17 protein-coding genes are annotated in these 20,979 nt (G+C 62.7%); all 17 read right to left on the reverse strand.

Annotated features, from left to right (window positions below; translation table 11 throughout):
- The coding region (gene putA, locus D769_RS23390) for a bifunctional proline dehydrogenase/L-glutamate gamma-semialdehyde dehydrogenase PutA (protein ID WP_008650147.1) at nt 1–2,471 on the reverse strand (2,471 nt) is incomplete at its 3' end.
- A gap of 197 nt (nt 2,472–2,668) precedes the next feature.
- On the reverse strand, nt 2,669–4,963 hold the full coding sequence (locus tag D769_RS23395; RefSeq protein ID WP_008650150.1) for a primosomal protein N': 2,295 nt from the start codon (nt 4,961–4,963) through the stop codon (nt 2,669–2,671).
- Nucleotides 4,964–5,464: 501 nt separating this feature from the next.
- Nucleotides 5,465–6,568: a uroporphyrinogen decarboxylase gene (gene hemE / locus D769_RS23400; protein WP_008650152.1), complete on the reverse strand. Its 1,104-nt coding sequence runs from the start codon at nt 6,566–6,568 to the stop codon at nt 5,465–5,467.
- Between the two features lie 115 nt (nt 6,569–6,683).
- Nucleotides 6,684–7,640: an alpha/beta hydrolase gene (locus tag D769_RS23405; RefSeq protein WP_008650154.1), complete on the reverse strand. Its 957-nt coding sequence runs from the start codon at nt 7,638–7,640 to the stop codon at nt 6,684–6,686.
- Between the two features lie 722 nt (nt 7,641–8,362).
- Nucleotides 8,363–8,779: a F0F1 ATP synthase subunit epsilon gene (locus D769_RS23410; protein ID WP_008650156.1), complete on the reverse strand. Its 417-nt coding sequence runs from the start codon at nt 8,777–8,779 to the stop codon at nt 8,363–8,365.
- Between the two features lie 138 nt (nt 8,780–8,917).
- Nucleotides 8,918–10,321, reverse strand: a complete 1,404-nt coding sequence (gene atpD, locus D769_RS23415; protein WP_008650157.1) for a F0F1 ATP synthase subunit beta — start codon at nt 10,319–10,321, stop codon at nt 8,918–8,920.
- 33 nt (nt 10,322–10,354) lie between these two features.
- A complete protein-coding gene (gene atpG / locus D769_RS23420; RefSeq protein WP_008650158.1) occupies nt 10,355–11,230 on the reverse strand; it encodes a F0F1 ATP synthase subunit gamma in 876 nt (291 codons plus the stop codon).
- A 70-nt stretch (nt 11,231–11,300) separates the two neighbouring features.
- Nucleotides 11,301–12,842, reverse strand: coding sequence for a F0F1 ATP synthase subunit alpha (gene atpA / locus D769_RS23425; RefSeq protein WP_008650159.1), 1,542 nt, complete (start codon nt 12,840–12,842; stop codon nt 11,301–11,303).
- Nucleotides 12,843–12,881: 39 nt separating this feature from the next.
- Nucleotides 12,882–13,424, reverse strand: coding sequence for a F0F1 ATP synthase subunit delta (locus D769_RS23430; protein ID WP_008650160.1), 543 nt, complete (start codon nt 13,422–13,424; stop codon nt 12,882–12,884).
- A gap of 2 nt (nt 13,425–13,426) precedes the next feature.
- A complete protein-coding gene (locus D769_RS23435; protein WP_008650161.1) occupies nt 13,427–13,897 on the reverse strand; it encodes a F0F1 ATP synthase subunit B in 471 nt (156 codons plus the stop codon).
- Nucleotides 13,898–14,002: 105 nt separating this feature from the next.
- Nucleotides 14,003–14,269: a F0F1 ATP synthase subunit C gene (gene atpE / locus D769_RS23440; RefSeq protein ID WP_008650162.1), complete on the reverse strand. Its 267-nt coding sequence runs from the start codon at nt 14,267–14,269 to the stop codon at nt 14,003–14,005.
- A 61-nt stretch (nt 14,270–14,330) separates the two neighbouring features.
- Nucleotides 14,331–15,200, reverse strand: coding sequence for a F0F1 ATP synthase subunit A (gene atpB, locus D769_RS23445; protein ID WP_024569221.1), 870 nt, complete (start codon nt 15,198–15,200; stop codon nt 14,331–14,333).
- A 234-nt stretch (nt 15,201–15,434) separates the two neighbouring features.
- A complete protein-coding gene (locus D769_RS23450) occupies nt 15,435–15,977 on the reverse strand; it encodes an ATP synthase subunit I (protein WP_008650164.1) in 543 nt (180 codons plus the stop codon).
- 367 nt (nt 15,978–16,344) lie between these two features.
- Nucleotides 16,345–17,238, reverse strand: coding sequence for a ParB/RepB/Spo0J family partition protein (locus D769_RS23455; protein WP_029306859.1), 894 nt, complete (start codon nt 17,236–17,238; stop codon nt 16,345–16,347).
- A 45-nt stretch (nt 17,239–17,283) separates the two neighbouring features.
- Entirely contained in the window at nt 17,284–18,057 is a 774-nt protein-coding gene (locus D769_RS23460; RefSeq protein ID WP_008650166.1) for a ParA family protein, read from the reverse strand.
- A 71-nt stretch (nt 18,058–18,128) separates the two neighbouring features.
- Nucleotides 18,129–18,836 (reverse strand): 16S rRNA (guanine(527)-N(7))-methyltransferase RsmG, encoded by a 708-nt coding sequence (gene rsmG, locus D769_RS23465; protein WP_008650167.1) that lies wholly within the window; start codon nt 18,834–18,836, stop codon nt 18,129–18,131.
- Nucleotides 18,837–20,801, reverse strand: a complete 1,965-nt coding sequence (gene mnmG, locus D769_RS23470; protein WP_008650168.1) for a tRNA uridine-5-carboxymethylaminomethyl(34) synthesis enzyme MnmG — start codon at nt 20,799–20,801, stop codon at nt 18,837–18,839. It abuts the gene before it with no gap.
- Nucleotides 20,802–20,979 lie beyond the last annotated feature (178 nt).

Below are 20,979 nucleotides of genomic sequence, written 5' to 3' on the forward strand. Positions count from 1 at the left end.
GCGTCGCGCAGCAGGCGCACGGCGGCGGCGGCAATCAGCGGCGTCTGTTCTGCCGGCTTGGCCAGCACCGGATTCCCGGCTGCCAGCGCGGCGGCCACCTGGCCGGTGAAGATCGCCAGCGGGAAATTCCACGGGCTGATGCAGACCACCGGACCAAGGGGGCGATGGGTATCGTTCGAGAACGACGCGCGGACCTGCACCGCGTAGTAGCGCAGGAAGTCGACCGCCTCGCGCACTTCGGCGATGGCGTTCGAAAACGTCTTGCCGGCCTCGCGCATGATGATGCCCATCAGCGACTGCATCTGGGCTTCCATCAGGTCGGCGGCACGTTCCAGCGCGGCAGCACGCACTTCGGGCGGCGTGGCCTGCCAGATCGGCGCCACGTTGACGGCGGCCACAAGCGCGGCTTCGATCTCAGCCGGCGTTGCCTCGCTGACCTGCCCCACTACGTCGCGACGATCCGCCGGATTCAGTACCGGCTCGGACGTGGTATCCGTGCCCGCCACTGCGGCGCCGAGCAGCGGTTCCGCGCGCGGCGTCTCGCTGGTGCCGGCCAGCAGCGCGGACGACAGCGACGCCAACCGATGTTCGTTCGACAGGTCGATGCCGGCCGAATTGGCGCGCGACTTGCCATACAGCGCGCGCGGCTGCGGGATACGCGGATGCGGCAGGCCAAGCACGCCCTCGGTCTTGTGCATGGTTTCGACCACGGCCACCGGGTCGGCGACGAGATCGTCGAGCGCGATCGTCTCGTCGGCGATCCGGTTCACGAACGAGGTGTTGGCGCCGTTCTCCAGCAGGCGGCGCACCAGGTACGCCAGCAGCGTTTCGTGGGTGCCGACCGGCGCGTAGATCCGGCACGGCCGGTTGAATTTGCCGTCCGCCACCGGGCCCACCACCTGGTCGTACAGCGGCTCGCCCATGCCGTGCAGGCACTGGAATTCGTACTGCCCGGGGTAATAGTTCTGGCCGGCGATCTGGTAGATGGCCGACAGCGTGTGGGCGTTGTGGGTGGCGAACTGTGGATAAATCGCGTCGGGCACCGACAGCAGCTTGCGGGCGCAGGCCACATACGACACATCGGTGTAGACCTTGCGCGTGTAGACCGGGTAGCCCTCCAGGCCGTCGACCTGGGCGCGCTTGATCTCGCTATCCCAGTACGCGCCCTTGACCAGGCGGATCATCAGGCGGTGCCGGCTACGGCGCGCCAGGTCGATCAGATAATCGATCACGAACGGGCAGCGCTTCTGATAGCCCTGCACCACGAAGCCGATGCCGTTCCAACCGGCCAGCTCCGGCTCGAAGCAGAGCCGCTCAAGCAGGTCGAGCGAGATTTCCAGGCGATCCGCTTCCTCGGCGTCGATGTTGATACCGATGTCGTACTGGCGGGCCAGCATCGTCAGGCTCTTCAGACGACCGTAGAGTTCGGTGATCACGCGCTCGTGCTGCGCGCGGCTATAGCGCGGGTGCAGCGCCGATAGCTTGATCGAGATGCCCGGGCCTTCATAGATGCCGCGGCCGCGCGAAGCCTGCCCGATCGCGTGGATCGCCTGCTCGTAGGACGCCAGGTAGCGCTGGGCATCGGCCTCGGTCATCGCGGCTTCGCCGAGCATGTCATACGAGTAACGGAAGCCCTCTTCCTCGTACTTGCGCGCGTTGGCCAGCGCCTCGGAGATCGTTTCGCCAGTCACGAACTGCTCGCCCATCAGGCGCATCGCCATATCCACGCCCTTGCGGATCAGCGGCTCGCCGCCCTTGCCGATGATGCGCGTCAGCGCCTTCGACAGTCCGGCTTCGGTGTGCGTGGCCACCAGCCGGCCGGTCAGCAGCAGGCCCCAGGTAGCAGCGTTGACGAACAGCGACGGGCTCTGCCCCAGATGCGATTGCCAGTTGGCGCCACTGATCTTGTCGCGGATCAGCGCATCGCGCGTGGCCTTGTCGGGGATGCGCAGCAGCGCTTCGGCCAGGCACATCAGCGCCACGCCTTCCTGCGACGACAACGAGAACTCCTGGATCAGCCCCTGCACCAGCCCCTCGCGTCCACTGCCTACTTTCTGCTCGCGCAGCCGGGCCGCCAGGGCTCGCGCCATCTTGATGGCGGCATCGGCCTGCGCCTGCGGCAGGCGCGCCTGCTCCAGCAGCACCGGCACACATTCGGTTTCCGGACGGCGGTAGGCGGACGTGATGGCCGCGCGCAGGACCGACTGCGGCTGGACGCTCTGCGCAAATTCGAGGAAAGGTTGCGGCGCGGCGTCGGCCTGCGTCGCGTCGCCGGCATCGGCGCCGTCGGTATCTGCAGTGGCGCCGGCGCCAGCTTCATGAGGCAGATGGCCGCGTTCCACCTGCTCCAGGTACGTGAAGATGGCCTGCTTGATCAGCCAGTGCGGGGTGCGGTCGATGGACTGAGCAACGCGCTTCAGGCGTTCGCGCGATGCGTCGTCGAGCTTGACGCCGAGGGTGGTGGTGGCCATGCGATCGGTTCTCCAGCGAATCTTGGAATATCGGTTGGCTGCACCGGCGATACGCGCGTGTGCGTACCCGCCAGATAGCCGGACTGGCGCGATCTTACTCTCGGAGAATTACGAGGTGCAACCTAGTGCAACCCCTAAGCTCGCTTGCGGACAAAAGGTTGCACTTTCGCAACTTTCCGGCGTGGCGACTGCTCCGCTCAAATGCGTAGCGGATCGATTTCCAATTGCCAACGCACCCCTTTGACACGCGTCGCGGCATCATCGAAAGTCCGTACCCACTCACTGACAAACCGTTGTAATAACGGGCGGGAGCCGGCTTCGACGAGCATCTGGGCGCGCTCCTTGTTGAACAGGCGCACCATCGACATCGGCACCGGGTCATGCAGTTGCACTTCGGATGCCAGCGGACTGGCATCCGCGCACGCGCGAGCGGCCTGCAGGAAGGCAAGCGCGCGCTCGAGCTGCGCGTGCTCGGCCGTCACCAGCACCTGGTAGGCATACGGGGGCAACCCGGCCTGCCGGCGCTCTCGCAACTGGCTGGCTGCGAATCCATCATAGTCATGGCGAACCAAAGCCTGCAATGCGGGGGCATCTGGGTAGCGGGTCTGGATCAGCACCTCGCCGCCCTGCCCTGCCCTGCCGGCGCGGCCCGACACCTGCATCAGGGACGCAAACAGGTGCTCGGCCGCGCGGAAATCGTGGCTGAACATGGCGGCATCAGGGTGGACGATGCCCACCAGCGTGACACGCTGGAAGTCGTGCCCCTTGGCCACCATCTGCGTACCCACAAGGATGTCGACCTCGCCGGCATGGACCTCGTCGAGCATGGCCTGCGCACTGCCCTTGCGCCGCGTGGAGTCCGCGTCGATCCGGGCGATGCGTGCCTGTGGAAAACGTGCGGCCAGCGCTTCCTCGATCCGCTGCGTACCCCGGCCGAGCGGCGCGATGTCGACATTGCCGCAGTCGGGGCAATGATGTGGCACGGGCGCCTCGAGCCCGCAATGGTGGCAGCGCAACCGCCGCTCCGGGCGATGCAGCACCAGGTACGCCGAGCATCGCGGGCAGCCCGAGAGCCAGCCGCAACTGTCGCAGGCCAGCACTGGCGCGTAGCCCCGCCGGTTCAGGAACAACAGGCTCTGCTGCCCCCGATCCAGCCGCTGCTGGATGGCATCGAGCAGCGGCACCGACAACCCTTCATAGAGCGTGCGCTGACGCTGGCGTTCATGGTTCAGGTCGATCAGCCTGACCGTGGGCAGCGCGGCATCCGCCTGAGCACGATCCCGCAGCACCAGCTTGCGATAGGCGCCCTGCTCTGCCCGGTACCAGGACTCCATGGACGGCGTGGCCGAGCCGAGCACTACCGGGATACCCAACTGGTTGGCACGCCACACGGCCAAATCGCGTGCAGAGTACCGCAGGCCTTCCTGTTGCTTGTAGGAAGTGTCGTGCTCTTCATCGACCACGATCAGCTTCAGGTTCGGCACGGATGCCATGACGGCCATGCGTGTGCCGAGCACGATACGCGCCTCGCCGCGATGCGCCGCCAGCCACTGGAGGCTGCGTTCCTGATCGGCCAGTCCACTGTGAAGGACGGCCAGTGGCTGGTCAGGAAAGCGCTCGGCGATACGCGCCTGCAGTTGGGGAGTGAGGTTGATCTCAGGGACCAGCATCAGTACCTGGGCGGCTGGGTCCTCGTCCAATCGGGCGGCGATGGCGTGGAGATAGACCTCCGTCTTGCCGCTGCCGGTCACCCCGTGGAGCAGGAAGGCGGCATAGCCTTCGGCGTCGGTGATGGCATCCACGGCCGCACGCTGCTCGTCATGGAGCGTCGGGGCGACAGATGGCAGTTGCGTGGGGGCCGTATCGAGTAGCGGACGGTCCGCATGGGTGCTTTGGATACAGCCGGCGGCCTCCCACTCGGCCAGCCGTGCCGGGGCCGCCGTGCAAATCTCGCGGGCTTCAGCAAGGCGCAGCCCGTCAGGTGCCGCAATCAATGCTTCAGCCAGCGCCCGCACGGTTCGCGCGCGCGACGGCGCTGCCGCCAGCAAGGCTTCTGACTGCGCCGGGTGTACCCGGTACTGCGTGGTTCGTGCGCGGTGTTCCAGCCGTTCCCAGGTCTGCGGATCGCGCAGCGACGGCGGCAGCGCGGGCAGCATCACTTCGCCCAGGCAGCGGTGGTAGTACCGCGCGGCAAAACGCGCGAGGCCGATCCACGCGGCGTTGAGCGGGGGCATCCACGTCAGATGGCCCGTCACCGGCCTCAGGCGGTCTGCGGGTACCTCGGTGTTGTCGGGTCGATCGAGCACGACCCCCATGACATGGCGCTTGCCAAATGGCACGACCACGAGCTCGCCCGGCATCACCGTGGCATCCGCCAGATAGTCGAAGTAGTCGTCAGCGGGGGTATCCAATGCGACGCGCACGAGGCCCGCCGCAGCCTCAGCGGATGCGGGCTGTAACGCAGTATCCACAGGCGCCGCCGCCGATGTCATTGACCAGCTCCAGCGTGGTGCAGTCCGGCTGCGCGATGGTTGTGCATGGCTGGCGTAACAGAAATTTCCGAACGGGTCTGTGTGCGGCGCAACATCAACTTAAAGTAAAACCTGAAATGTGACCCTAAGTCGATGATCCTTGGTGGCTTTTCCAAGGTATCTGTCACGCCTGTGGATAACTTTGTTGAAAAGTCGCGCCGAGTTCCCCGCAAGGCCCATAAATCAAGGCTTTCATCGACCTTACACGGTTCTTAAAGAAAGAATCAAAGCCTTATGAATCAATGGGTTGCAAACACCCCCCAACTGAGTTAAGGGGTTACCCCGTCTTGCGGTGCGGCAAACCTATCGGTGTGCATAAGTCAAGCCTTGACAGCAACCGCCCGGCACCTTTTTGGCGAAATATCGCAAATAGTTTACTTGACAGCTTATCGATAGCGCCGACTGCGACACAGCGGCGCAGTCGGGTCGGCGAATCGCTGCGCCGCGGGGAAAACGCCTGCTTCAGACGGCCGCTGCAACCTGCCCGGCACGCAGCTTGCGGCTATGGTTGTGCACTTCGTCAACCAGGACCGAAACGTTCTCGGGCGGCGTGAACTGCGAAATGCCGTGGCCGAGGTTGAAGACGTGTCCATCGCTGCCACCGGCGGATGCGTAGGAGTCGAGCACGCCCCGTACCTGTTCGCGGATGGCCGATTCGGACGCGAACAGCACGGTCGGGTCGATATTGCCCTGCAGTGCCACGCGGCCTTCGGTCCGACGGCGAGCTTTCGCCAGGTTCACGGTCCAGTCGAGCCCGATCGCATCCGGGCCAATCCCGGCGATTTCCTCGAGCCAGATGCCGCCGCCTTTGGTGAATACGATCACCGGGATCTGCTGGCCGTCGTGCTCGCGCTTGAGGCCCTGGAGTACCTTGCGCATGTACGCGAGCGAGAAGGCCTGATACATGCCATCCGCCAGCGCGCCGCCCCAGGTGTCGAAAACCATCACGGCCTGGGCCCCGGCTTCGATCTGCGCGTTGAGGTACGCGGACACGGCGGTGGCATTGATGTCGAGAATGCGATGCATCAGGTCGGGCCGGGCGTACATCATCGCCTTGACGGTGCGGAAGTCGTCCGAGCCGCCACCTTCGACCATATAGCAGGCCAGCGTCCACGGGCTGCCCGAGAAGCCGATCAGCGGCACACGCTGACGGCCGTCCTGCACCAACGCCTTGCGGATTTCGCTGACCGCATCGAACACGTACTGCAGCGAGGCCATGTCCGGCACCGCGAGCTTCGCCACGTCGGCTTCCGTGCGCAGCGGATGCGCGAAACGCGGGCCTTCGCCCTGCGCGAACGACAGGCCGAGGCCCATCGCATCGGGTACGGTGAGGATGTCCGAAAAGAGGATCGCGGCGTCGAGCGGATAGCGGTCGAGCGGCTGCAGCGTCACCTCGGTCGCGTAGGCCGGGTTCTTGGCCAGGCCGAGGAAGCTGCCGGCGCGCGCGCGCGTGGCGTTGTACTCGGGCAGGTAGCGACCCGCCTGGCGCATGAGCCAGAGGGGCGTGTATTCAGTGGGTTGCCGGCGCAGCGCCCGCAGGAAGGTGTCGTTCTGCAATGCGGTCATGGTCATCCTCGTGAGACCGACATTCTAAGGGATGCCCGCACCCGCAAGCCCCATGGCGAGTGATATCCACACGAATGCTTGCGCTGGATCGGGCCTCAGAGCGTCACCGAGGACCTCATAGGTCGTCGAACACACCTGTGAACGCATCGGCGGCTCGGCGCATCCACTCCCGCGCACGTGGCGCATCCGGTTGCAGACGCGCAAAGCCATGTGTCATACCTGACGCCTCGATCGTGATCACCGGTGCATCGTGGCGCACGAGGAAGTTGGCGTAGGCCAGGCCGTCATCACGCAGCACGTCATTGGCCGCCACAAGCACCACGCTGGCGGGGGGCAACATGGCGGGCGGCGATGCCATCAAATGGATCCGGGGATCGTCCTGCTCGGCGCCCTTGGCTAGTTCTTCGGCGCCGATGAATTGCGTCCAGTACCACGCCATCTCGTCGCGGGTGAGACCAGGCCCGTTCGCGAACGCGCGATAGCTCTCGGTCGTGAGCAATGGCGCGGCCACGGGGTAGATCAGCAACTGCGCCTGGACGATATGCGCACGGCGCTGCTCGTTGACGACCCGGGCCGCTGCCGCAGCCAGATGCGCGCCTGCGCTGTCGCCAGCCACGGCGAGAAAATCTGGATGCACGCCAAGCGACTCGCGCGATGCAGCGAGCCATTGCACGGCTGCCACCGCATCGTCACAAGGGGTTGGAAACGCGTATTCCGGGGCCAGCCTGTAGTCGACACTGGCGACGACGCACTGGGTGTCGGCTGCCAGCAGCGCCGCCACCGTGTGATGCGTTTCCGGCGAGCCGACGACCCAGCCACCACCGTGGAAATAGACAATCAGTCGAGGCTGCTCAACAGTGGCGGGCCTGAACAAGCGCACCGTCAACGCCGCGCCGTCCACCGGGATCGCGAGGTCGGTTACGGAGATCTCCTCGGGGTCCGGCAGACGCGAGCGTGCGGCCACATCCTCGAAGCGCGAGCGCCGCGCTGCGGCATCCTCGGGAATGGGTTCGTTGGAGTACAGGTCCGCCATCTGGCGGTAATAGCTGAGTAGCTGGGGGTCGATGGCCATCGGAAACTTCGAAAATCGCTTTGCTAACCGTTTCGAATCGTAACGCTGAATGCGCTGCCGAACACAAAATCGGAAACCCGATTTTTCTTATCCCCCGAATGTGGGGAACACGGCCTATTAATGGGCAGAAAACGTAATGCATTCAAGACACTAGCAAGTCTTCGTTTTTGCACTTCCTGGCGCACATTATGACGGAACACGCGATGAAAACGCTTTCAAGCAAGCCAGAAAGTGTTCAGAACGACGTATCCATACGCGGCCGCCTTTCAACTACTTGCAAAACGATACATTTTGTTACTGCCATGGCCAGAAGTTTCCCCCACAATGCATTGACAGACCGATGCTTGGTGTGAGGCGCCCCCCGCCGCTAAAGCATTGAAAATATGGGGCGCTGAAGAAAGCCCCTCAGGTAGTGACCAGATTTATCCGGACCAGCCCAGCAGATGTTGCTGGTTGATCCGGAAAACCAGGAAGACCGGTGCGCATGTTGCGGAGAGAACACTCCGATGCGCGTGTAAGAGTAGCCTGGACCGTACCCGTTCCTTCGAATTGACCCCTCGAAGGGATTTTCCCGTCCGCGCGGAGCCTCCCCGGCCCGCGCGCTTTTTTTTGTGGTCCAGGCCACGAAATATAGCGCCCGTCAGAAAAAAAAGGCAGCCCGCGGGCTGCCTTTTTTAGTGCCGCGCCAAAAATACAACAGCGCGGCGGTACGACTTAAATGCTTACTTCTTACGACGCAGGCGGGCGATTGCAGCAAGCTGCGCAGCGGCCACGGCCAGTTCGCTCTGGGCACGCGCCAGATCCAGATCGCTGCTCTGATTCTGCAGCAATTCCTCGGCCGCGCGCTTGGCTTCGCTAGCCTTGGCCTCATCCAGATCCGTACCGCGAATCGCGGTATCGGCCAGCACAGTGACGTGCTGGGGCTGCACTTCGAGAATGCCGCCGGCAACGAACACGAACTCTTCGCCGCCGTCTTCCTTCTCGATGCGCACCGCGCCCGGCTGGATGCGGGTAATCAGCGGCGTGTGACCCGGCAGGATACCCAGTTCACCCGACTCGCCCGGCAGCGCCACGAACTTCGCCTGACCGGAGAAGATCGACGCTTCCGCGCTGACGACGTCTACAAGAATGGTTGCCATATTTGATCCTTTCTTCAGAAAGCGTTGGCTTCCCGAAATCAGGAAGCATGTGTCTCGCCCTCATGCTCGCGGCTGCCACGTACACCGGCTGACTTCGCCAGGACAGCCGCAACGGCGCATGAAGGCGAAAGACGCTGCTTACTGAAGCTTCTTGGCCTTCTCGAAGGCTTCGTCGATCGAGCCAACCATGTAGAACGCCTGCTCGGGCAGGTGATCGCACTCGCCATCCACCAGCATCTTGAAACCACGGATGGTTTCCTTCAGCGGCACGTACTTGCCCGGCGAACCCGTGAACACTTCGGCCACGTGGAACGGCTGGGACAGGAAACGCTGGATCTTACGCGCACGCGACACGGAGAGCTTGTCTTCCGGCGACAGTTCGTCCATGCCCAGAATCGCGATGATGTCGCGCAGTTCCTTGTAGCGCTGCAGGGTCTGCTGAACGCGGCGGGCCACTTCGTAGTGTTCCGTACCCACGACTTGCGGATCCAGCTGGCGCGAGGTCGAGTCGAGCGGGTCGACGGCAGGGTAGATACCCAGCGCGGCGATGTCACGCGACAGCACGACGGTCGAGTCCAGGTGCAGGAACGTGGTAGCCGGCGACGGGTCGGTCAAGTCATCCGCAGGCACGTACACGGCCTGGATCGACGTGATCGAGCCAGTCTTGGTCGACGTAATACGCTCCTGCAGCTTGCCCATTTCTTCAGCCAGCGTCGGCTGATAGCCCACGGCGGAAGGCATACGGCCCAGCAGTGCCGACACTTCGGTACCGGCCAGCGTGTAGCGGTAGATGTTGTCGACGAAGAACAGGATGTCACGGCCTTCGTCACGGAAGCGCTCGGCCATCGTCAGGCCGGTCAGCGCCACGCGCAGACGGTTGCCCGGCGGCTCGTTCATCTGGCCGAACACCATGGCCACCTTGTCGAGCACGTTCGAGTCCTTCATTTCGTGGTAGAAGTCGTTCCCTTCACGGGTACGCTCGCCCACGCCGGCAAACACCGACAGACCGCTGTGCTGCTTGGCGATGTTGTTGATGAGTTCCATCATGTTCACGGTCTTGCCCACACCGGCGCCACCGAACAGACCCACCTTACCGCCCTTCGCGAACGGGCATACCAGGTCGATAACCTTGATACCCGTTTCCAGCAGGTCAACCGACGGCGACAGTTCGTCGAACTTCGGTGCCTTCTGGTGAATCGCGCGCTTTTCGTCAGCTTCGATCGGACCAGCTTCGTCGATCGGGCGACCCAGCACGTCCATGATGCGACCCAGCGTGCCGTGGCCAACCGGCACGGAGATGGGGGCACCGGTGCCCTTCACCGACATGCCACGGCGCAGGCCGTCCGACGAGCCCAGGGCAATGGTACGCACCACGCCGTCGCCGAGCTGTTGCTGCACTTCGAAGGTCAGACCCTTCTCGGCGAACGACTTGTCGTTGCCCTCTTCGAGCACGAGTGCGTCGTACACCTTCGGCATTGCGTCGCGCGGGAACTCGATGTCCACCACGGCGCCAATGCACTGCACAATATTTCCGATACTCATTTCGTATCTCCGATAGCTTGAATTCTTGACGCCTTAGACCGCAGCGGCACCGCTGACGATTTCCGACAGTTCCTTCGTAATCGCTGCCTGACGGGTCTTGTTGTAGACCAGTTGCAGTTCGCCGATCACGTTCTTGGCGTTGTCGGATGCAGCCTTCATGGCCACCATACGCGCGGATTGCTCCGACGCCATGTTCTCGGCCACGGCCTGGTACACCAGCGCTTCGACGTAGCGGACGAGCAGCTCTTCCACAACGGTCTGGGCGTCGGGCTCGTAGATGTAATCCCACGAGTAGGCGCGCTTTTCATCTTCGGTCTGGCTCAGCTTGTCCGCTGCCAGCGGCAGCAGTTGCTCGACCATCGGCTCCTGCTTCATCGTGTTGATGAACTTGGTATATGCCAAGTACACCGCGTCGACTTCGCCGTTGGTATAGGCGTCAAGCTGAACCTTGATCGCGCCGATCAGCTTTTCCAGATGCGGGGTGTCACCCAGCTGCACCACATGCGAGACCACCTTGGCGCCGATGCGACCCAGGAACTGCATGCCCTTGGTACCGATGGCGGTCGCTTGCACGTTCACGCCCTGGCCCTGCAGGTCTTTCAGTTCGTTGGTCACCGCGCGCAGCACGTTGGTGTTCAGGCCACCGCACAGACCCTTGTCGGTCGTCACCACGATCATGCCGGCGCGCTTGACGTCGCGTGCCACCATGAACGGATGCTTGAACTCGGGGTTGGCAGAGGCCAGGTGCGCCGCGATATTCCGCACTTTCTCGGCGTAGGGGCGGGCGTTGCGCATCCGTTCCTGCGCCTTGCGCATCTTGGATGCGGCGACCATCTCCATCGCCTTGGTGATCTTGCGCGTGTTTTGCACGCTCTTGATCTTGGTTCGAATCTCTTTCGTTCCGGCCATATCTTCCTCTCCACTTGTGCCGCGCCACGCGCCTTACGGCGCGCCCGGCGCAACACATGGAATCACGCGGTTAGAACGCGGCGGACTTCCTGAAATCCTCGATCGCTGCACGCAGGGCGGCTTCGTCTTCCTTCGACAGATCCTTGGTATCTTCGATGCGGTTGACGAGGTCGGCGAACTTGGTCTTCAGGTGGTCGTGCAGGCCCTTCTCGAACGGCAGAATGTCCTTCACGTCGACGTTGTCGAGGAAGCCGTTGTTGGCGGCATACAGCGACGCGGCGAGCTGCCACACCTGCAGCGGCTGGTATTGCGGCTGCTTGAGCAGTTCGGTCACGCGGCGGCCGCGCTCGAGCTGCTTGCGGGTAGCGTCGTCCAGGTCCGAAGCAAACTGCGCGAACGCAGCCAGTTCACGGTACTGGGCCAGGTCGGTACGGATACCACCGGACAGCTTCTTGACGACCTTGGTCTGCGCTGCACCACCCACACGCGACACCGAAATACCGGCGTTGATAGCAGGGCGGATACCGGCGTTGAACAGGTCGGTTTCCAGGAAGATCTGACCGTCGGTAATCGAGATCACGTTGGTCGGCACGAATGCGGACACGTCACCAGCCTGCGTTTCGATCACGGGCAGCGCGGTCAGCGAACCGGTCTTGCCGGTAACGGCGCCGTTCGTGAACTTGGCCACGTAGTCTTCGTTCACGCGGGCAGCGCGCTCGAGCAGACGCGAGTGCAGGTAGAACACGTCGCCAGGGTAGGCTTCGCGGCCCGGCGGGCGGCGCAGCAGCAGCGACACCTGACGGTAGGCCCAGGCCTGCTTGGTCAGATCGTCATAAACGATCAGCGCGTCTTCACCGCGGTCGCGGAAGTACTCGCCCATCGTGCAGCCGGCGTAGGCAGCCAGGTACTGCATGGCGGCCGAGTCCGAAGCCGTTGCGGCCACGACGATCGTGTACTCCATGGCGCCGTGCTCTTCCAGCTTGCGCACCACGTTGGAGATCGTCGAAGCCTTCTGGCCGATTGCCACGTACACGCAGAAGACGCCCTTGCCCTTCTGGTTGATGATCGAGTCGACGGCCACGGCGGTCTTGCCGGTCTGGCGGTCGCCAATGATCAGCTCACGCTGGCCACGGCCGATCGGCACCATTGCGTCGATCGACTTCAGACCGGTCTGCACCGGCTGGCTCACCGACTGACGCGCGATCACGCCCGGAGCGACCTTCTCGATCACGTCCGTTTCCTTGGCGTTGATCGGGCCCTTGCCGTCGATCGGCTGACCCAGCGTGTTCACCACGCGGCCCAGCAGTTCCTTGCCAACCGGCACTTCCAGAATGCGGCCGGTGCACTTGACCGTATCGCCTTCCGAAATGTGTTCGTACTCACCCAGAACCACGGCACCCACCGAGTCGCGCTCGAGGTTCAGTGCCAGGCCGTAGGTGTTACCCGGGAATTCCAGCATCTCGCCCTGCATCACGCCGGACAGGCCGTGCACGCGGCAGATACCATCGGTCACGGAAATTACCGTGCCGGTGTTGCGCACTTCAGCGTCGGCGCCAAGACCCGAGATGCGGGACTTGATCAGCTCGCTGATTTCTGAGGGGTTCAGTTGCATCACAATGCTCCTAATTCTTCAATCCGTCGGCCGTTGCGGTCAGGCGGTCAGCGCGGCTTGCATGGCAGCCAGACGCGAGCGCACGGAGGTGTCGAGCACTTCGTCACCGACCTTGACGCTTACGCCACCGATCAGCGACGGGTCCACCGCCACCTTTGCGTACAGCTTGCGGCCGAACTTGCGTTCGAGTGCGGCGACCAGTTCGTTCGTCTGCGAGGCGTCCAGCGGGAATGCACTGGTGATCTCGACATCGGACGAGCCCTCGCGGGCGTTCTTGAGCGCATGGAACTGTTCGGCGATTTCCGGCAACGCTGTCAGGCGGCTGTTTTCCACCAGCAGCTTCACGAAGCGGCGAGCTTCGTCGTTGACCGGGCTCTTCAGCACCGACAGGAACACTTCCTCGAGCTTGTCGCCGGAAATGTTCGGGTCGGTGGCGAGCGCCTGCATGTCGGGATTGGCGGCAACCTGCCCCATTTCCGACACCAGCTCGGACCATGCACCCAGGTTGCCTGCACCGGCTTCACTGGCGACGCGGAAGAGCGCCTCCGCGTAGGGACGGGCAATGGTTGCGGTTTCAGCCATGATTAGAGCTCAGCCTTGAGTTGATTGAGCAGGTCTGCGTGGACCTGCGCGTTCACTTCACGCTTGAGGATCTGCTCTGCACCCTTCACGGCCAGCACAGCGACCTGGTCGCGCAGCGATTCACGCGCGCGGGTCACTTGCTGTTCTGCTTCGGCCTTGGCCTGAGCGATGATGCGTGCGGCTTCTGCCTGGGCGTTCTGCTTGATCTCGTCGGCAGTCAACTGGGCACGCTTTTCAGCGTCGGCCACACGTTGGGCGCCTTCGGTGCGGGCTTCGGCCATAGCCTGGTCCACACGCTTGTTGGCGAGTTCAAGCTCCGCCTTGCCTTTTTCGGCAGCGGCGAGGCCATCGGCGATCTTCTTTGCGCGTTCGTCGAGCGCCTTCACCAGCGGCGGCCAAATGAATTTGGCAACAACCCACCACAGGATGAAGAACACGACCATCTGCGCAAAAAACGTTGCGTTCAGATTCATGGTGTGTTCCTTTCGGTAATCAAACTACAGATAAATGCACAAGGGCGGCCAGGCCATCGGACTGAGGCCCACGCCGCCCGTCAGCATCATGCAGACCGAAAAGACTTACTGAATGACGGACAGCAGCGGGTTGGCGAAGGCGAACAGCATTGCAACACCCACACCGATCAGGAATGCAGCGTCGATCAGGCCAGCCAGCAGGAACATCTTGGTTTGCAGCGGGTTCATCAGCTCAGGCTGACGTGCGCACGCTTCGATGTACTTGCCACCCATCAGGGCGATACCCAGGCAGGCGCCGATAGCGCCCAGACCGATGATGATGCCGATACCGATAGCGGTCAGACCCTGGATGTTGGCGAGATATGCTTGCATGATGACTCCTTTAATTTAGAGAGACTTAGAACCAAAAAACCAAAAAACCAAAAACCGAAAATCAGTGGTGATCGTGAGCCTGGCCGATATACACCAGCGTCAGCATCATGAAAATGAATGCCTGCAGCAGAACGATCAGGATGTGGAAGATGGCCCAGACGGTACCGGCAACCACATGTCCAACGAAGCCCAGCGCGCTCAGATCAGCACTAAACGTCCAGATGGAACCCAGCAGCGCGATCAGCAGGAACACGAGTTCGCCGGCGTACATGTTGCCGAACAACCGCATGCCGAGCGAAACGGCCTTGGCCAGGAATTCGATGATGTTCAGGATCAGGTTGAACGGGGCCAGATACCACTTGGCGCCGAACGGGGCCGAGAACAGTTCGTGCATGAAGCCGCCCGCGCCCTTGATCTTGAAGCTGTAGTAGATCATCAGCACCAGAACCGAGCACGACATGCCCAGCGTGCCGTTCAGGTCGGCCGTGGCCACTGCGCGGTGGTGCGGAAGATGGATGTGGAAGATGCCCAGCAGACCGTTCAGGCCGGTGACCCAATCCACAGGGATCAAGTCGATCGCGTTCATCATGGTGATCCAGCAGAACACCATCAGCGCGAGCGGAGCGATCCACGAGCGGTCGCCGTGAATGATTCCCTTGGCCTGGTCGTCCACCATCTCGACGATCATTTCCACGAAGGCCTGGAAACGGCCCGGCACGCCGGCCGTCACGCGGCGAGCGGCCATGTAGAGGAACAGGATGGCGATCACGCCGCACAGCACCGACCAGAACACAGTGTCGTAGTTCAGGACACTGAAATCGACCACGGAATGCTGCTTGCCGCCGACCGAATTAAAGTTCTGCAAGTGTTCGGCGATATAGCCTGAGGGTGTGAGCACGTGCTCCGCGCCTTGAGTAGCTTCAGCTGACATGTCGAAACGAACCGTATATTGCGAAATCTGACATCGGAAACCCGCCTTCGGCCGACTCCCGGTACACGTCTTGCTTAGCCTTCGGTCACATGACCGGTCACCGCATGGAGCAAGGACGACTAGTTATTCTTGGCAAACCTTAGTCACGCGACACGGCACCGTTGTGACGCATCGCGCTTGAAACCTCTTGATTTCCCCGGGGGTTGCCTCATCTGCAACCAGTGCCCGCACCGCCTAGCGAATTGCGAGCGCCACCCAGTAAGTCTTCAACACCAGCAAGAACGTGACGAGCATCGGTATCCAGCGCAGATCGCGGTACAGCACCACCACCAGCACGAACAGTGCGACGGTACTGAACACCTTGATTGCCTCGCCGGCCACCAGGCCGCCAACCGTCGGCTGCCTGCGCGACATCCACAGGCGCAACGCAAAGAAGCCACTGGGGATCACACACACCATGCCGCCGAACAAGGCCGACCAGCCCGACGGCGCATGCTCATGCGCGAATATCGCCCAAGCAAGCGCCGACAACAGCGTCACGGCGACCTGTGCCAGTACCACCTTGCCGGGCGTCATGCGCGATGGACGCAACGCACGCTCGCCAAGCAGCTTCACCGCTTCAGCATGTGACAGCGGATCGACAGCTACTTCCTCGCGCTCGGCGCTATCATCCCAATCGTCGTCACGCCACGCGTCTTGCTGGCGCTCACCTCGACGATCGTTTCCGGACGCCTTGCCGGCTTGCGAACGGTCCTGCTGACGGTCTCGAACCACCACCTGCCCTGCCTCATTCCAGGCCGGAACTTTTCAGGCCCGGCCAGAATTCAAACCGCACGATTCTATTAGGAATCGCTAACATCAGTCAATCTGCTTTCAGATTGCTTGCAGTGAATTTCGCACAACGGCTGCTATCACGCCTTCATGATGGCTGGCCGGATATTGCGCCGCAACGATCTGAAACGTAATTGGATTGCGCCAGCATTGGCGCGCATGATGTCGGATCCGTCAGCGACTGCACGACCGCTATTCCCGTCGACGGCGTTCGGTAATCGCGCAGATCAGCGGAACGCTGTATACGTGTCGCGCGAGACCGACAACCTTCCGGCAACCGCAAGGAATAGGTTGCCGGAATGTATGGAACAGGTTAGGCGCTGGCCTGCGGTTCGCGCAGGCGCGTGAGCACACCGTCCAGTGCGTCGTTGCTGGCGAAGTGAATTGTGAGCTGGCCCTTGCCACGCGCGCCGAGCTTGATCTGCACAGACAGGCCCAGCGTATCGGAAAGCTCTTCTTCGAGCCGCGCCACATCGCGTGTGCCATTGCCCGACTTCTGCTTCAGGGACTTCAGATCAAACGGCTTGAGCGTCGATGCCACCAGCTTCTCGGTCTCGCGCACGGACAACCGTTTGTTGACGATCTGGTTGGCCAGCGTGATCTGATTCGCGCCGTCGACAGCCAGCAACGCGCGCGCGTGTCCCATGTCGAGATCGCCAGCCATCAGCATGGTCTGGACAGGTGCGGCAAGATTGAGCAGACGCAGCAGATTCGATACCGCACTGCGCGAGCGACCCACGGATTCGGCCGCCTGCTCGTGCGTGAAACGGAATTCGCGGATCAGGCGCATGATGCCTTGCGCCTCTTCCAGCGGGTTCAGGTCTTCACGCTGGATGTTCTCGATCAGCGCCATGGCGGCCGCAGCCTCGTCGGCGACGTCCTTCACGAGCACCGGCACCTTGTCGAGACCCGCAAGCTTCGAAGCGCGGTAGCGGCGCTCACCGGCGATGATCTCGTAGCGATCAGGCTCGGCCACGCGGCGCACCAGAATCGGCTGCATCAGCCCCTGAGCGCGAATGCTCGCGGCCAGTTCCTGGAGCGCGCCTTCGTCCATGCGCGTGCGCGGCTGGTACTTGCCAGGCTGAAGCTGATCGACGCGCAGCACAGACGGCGCACCCTCCTGCTTCGAGGTTTCAACGATCTCTGCAGGGCCGCCGAGCAGTGCTTCCAGCCCCCGACCCAGTCCCTTCTTCTTTGCGGTACTCATCGTCGCCATCCTTGCTGTCCCTTCCCTGCTGTTTCAGTGACGTGCTCAGCCGAGCTGTCGCACGCGCGCGATCATCTCCGCGCCGAAATCGAGATACGCCTTCGCGCCCTTGGACGAGGCATCGAACGCCACGCCCGGCATGCCATAGGAAGGCGCTTCGGCCAGACGCACATTACGCGGAATCACAGTCTTGAATACCTTGTCGCCGAAGTGGGCCTCGAGTTGGGCCGACACCTGCTGCTGCAGCGTCACGCGCGGATCGAACATGACGCGCAGCAACCCGATCACCTTGAGGTCGCGATTCAGGTTCGCATGCACCTGCTTGATCGTATTGACGAGGTCCGACAGTCCTTCGAGCGCGAAGTACTCGCACTGCATCGGCACGATCACACCGTGCGCCGCGCACAGGCCGTTCAGCGTCAGCAACGACAGCGACGGCGGGCAATCGATCAGCACGAAGTCGTATTCCTCGTCGACTTCGGCCAGCGCCTGCTTGAGCCGACGTTCGCGCTGGTCGAGCTCGACCAGTTCCACTTCGGCACCAGCCAGTTCACGGTTGGCAGGCAGCACGTCATAGCGCCCCGATTCGGATCGCTGGCGCGCCTCGGGGACCGTGGCGAGCCCCACCAGTACCTGGTACACGCTGTGTTCCAGCGCCTGCTTGTCGATGCCCGACCCCATCGAGGCATTGCCCTGCGGATCAAGGTCGACCAGCAAGACGCGCTGGTCCTGCGCTGCCAGGCCGGCGGCCAGGTTCACCGTGGTGGTGGTTTTGCCGACGCCGCCCTTCTGGTTTGCGATCACGAATACCTTGGCCATATGCGCTTGCAGCTCCTCAGTGCACAATTCCGCCATGCGGAACATGTGCTCAATAAATTACCCAACCGATTTCAACGCCGGGACAGCACAACAAGGTGCCGTTCCACATCGAGCTCAGGTACTACCAGTTTCGGTACCGCTTCCACCTGCCAGTCAGCCATCAGACCGGCCGCTTCCATGCGATCGATCTCCGCCTGCGGATAGACTCCCTTCATGGCGATCAGCTTTCCGCCCGGCGCCAGCAGGTGCCCGGACAACGCCACGAAATCGGTCAATTCTGCGAATGCGCGCGAGGTGATCACGGCATAGCCCTGTTCGTCGTCGATCTTTTCCACAGGCCCCCAGTGGGCAGCCGCATTGGTCAGGTGCAACTGGGCACGGCACTGCGTCAGGAATGCGGTCTTTTTCTGCACGATGTCGACCATCAGCACCGACACATCCGGGCACGAGATCGCCAGCGGCATGCCCGGCATCCCACCGCCCGAGCCGACGTCGAGCACCCTGCCCCGCGCGCCCTGCGCCACGTTTGCGGAGCGAGCGGCTTCGGCCAACGCCGGGACAGCCGTCAGCGAATCGAGCAGATGATGCGTGAGCATTTCGTCAGGATGACGAATCGCGGTGAGGTTGTAGACGCCATTCCATTTGCGGAGCAGCGTCAGGTACGCAAAAAGCGTATCGATCTGGGCTGGCGTCAGTGCCAGCCCGATCGCGTCCAGTCCGGCTTCGAGCCGGCGGCGTTGCGCGGCGTCGTCGACCGCGAAATGTCGGGAACCACCCACTCAGGCAGCCTCCTGTCCATTGCCGGCCACCGGGGTTGCCGATGTCTGGGTCGCGGCGCGCCCCATGCCCTTCTTTTTCAGGTGTACCAACAGCAGCGAGATAGCCGCAGGCGTCACGCCGGAGATACGCGAAGCCTGACCGAGCGTTTCCGGGCGATGCTGGTTCAGCTTCTGGCTCACCTCGAAGCCCAGGCCACGCACCTCGGTATAGTCGAAGTTCGGCGGCAGCTTGGTCGACTCGTTGGCTTCGAGCTTGTCCACTTCGGCAGCCTGGCGTGCGATATATCCGTGGTACTTGATACCGATCTCGATCTGCTCGCGAATCTGCTCGGCAAGCATCTTGTCTTCGTCGAGCGGCGCTTCCGGTGCAAAGCGGCCATCCTGCAGGGCGACAAGCGCCTCATAACGGACTTCGGGACGGCGCAGCAGATCTGCGAGCGAGTATTCGCGCTCGATGGCCTTTCCGAGCAGCGGGACGGCGTCAGCCTCGGGCAACAAGGTCGGATTGACCCAGGTGCTCTTGAGTCGCTCTGTTTCACGTGAAACAGCGTCGCGCTTCCGATTGAAGGCATCCCAGCGGACATCGTCCACCACACCGAGTTCGCGACCGATTTCGGTCAGACGCATGTCCGCGTTGTCCTCGCGCAGGCTCAGGCGGAACTCCGCACGGCTGGTGAACATGCGGTACGGCTCGGTCACACCGCGGGTGATCAGGTCATCGACCAGCACGCCAAGATATGCCTGGTCGCGGCGCGGCGTCCAGGCGTCGCGTTCACGTACGTAGCAACCGGCGTTGATCCCGGCCAGCAGACCCTGTGCCGCCGCTTCCTCGTAGCCGGTCGTGCCATTTATCTGGCCGGCGAAGAACAAGCCCTCAATTGCCTTGCTCTCCAGTGATGCCTTCAGCCCGCGTGGGTCGAAGTAGTCATACTCGATCGCATAGCCCGGACGCAGGATATGTGCGTTCTCCAGTCCCCGAATCGAGTGGACAAGCTCAAGCTGTACGTCGAAAGGCAGGCTCGTCGAGATGCCGTTCGGATAGAACTCGTTGGTCGTCAGCCCTTCTGGCTCCAGGAAGATCTGATGGCTTTCCTTGCTGGCAAAGCGATGGATCTTGTCCTCGATACTCGGGCAGTAGCGCGGCCCTACCCCTTCGATCACACCGGTGTACATCGGCGAGCGATCGAGACCGCCGCGAATGACGTCGTGGGTACGGCTATTGGTATGGGTAATCCAGCACGGCAGTTGCTGCGGATGTTGCTCCGGACGGCCCAGGAACGAGAACACCGGCACCGGGTCTAGGTCGCCGGGCTGCTCTTCCATCACCGAAAAGTCGATCGTGCGACCATCAATGCGCGGCGGCGTACCGGTCTTCAGGCGGCCCTGCGGCAGCTTCAGTTCCTTGAGTCGCGCCGACAACGACACGGCTGCAGGGTCGCCCGCACGACCGCCCGTGTAGTTATCGAGGCCAACGTGGATCTTGCCGTCCAGGAAGGTACCAGCCGTCAGCACCACCGCGCGCGCGCGGAAGTCGATGCCAACCTGGGTACGAGCACCGACCACGCGGTCACCCTCCACCATCAGGTCATCCACGGCCTGCTGGAACAGCATCAGGTTTGGCTGGTTCTCCAGCCGCGTGCGGATGGCCTTGCGATACAGCACTCGGTCCGCCTGGGCACGGGTCGCCCGAACGGCCGGGCCCTTGCTGGAGTTCAGGATGCGGAACTGGATGCCCGCCTCATCGGTGGCGGCAGCCATCGCGCCACCCATGGCGTCCACTTCCTTGACCAGATGCCCCTTGCCGATGCCACCGATCGACGGATTGCAGCTCATCTGCCCCAACGTTTCGATGTTGTGGCTCAGAAGCAGCGTCTGGCAGCCCATGCGCGCGGCGGCGAGGGCTGCTTCGGTGCCGGCGTGACCACCGCCGACGACAATGACGTCGAATTCTTTCGGGTAAAGCATGGGACACCTCCTCCGGGAGGCTGGGCGGGAAAAATCGGGATGTCGAATTATAGCGGCAATCGATTCCCCGCCTTCGGTCGGACACGATGTTTCACGTGAAACATGGCGTGTGCGGTACCTGGCGAAGCAAAGTGTGTTTCACGTGAAACACTCCCGAGCCAAAAGAAGAAGGCCCCGC

Source organism: Cupriavidus sp. HMR-1 (genome assembly GCF_000319775.1).
Classification (GTDB): Bacteria; Pseudomonadota; Gammaproteobacteria; order Burkholderiales; family Burkholderiaceae; genus Cupriavidus; species Cupriavidus metallidurans.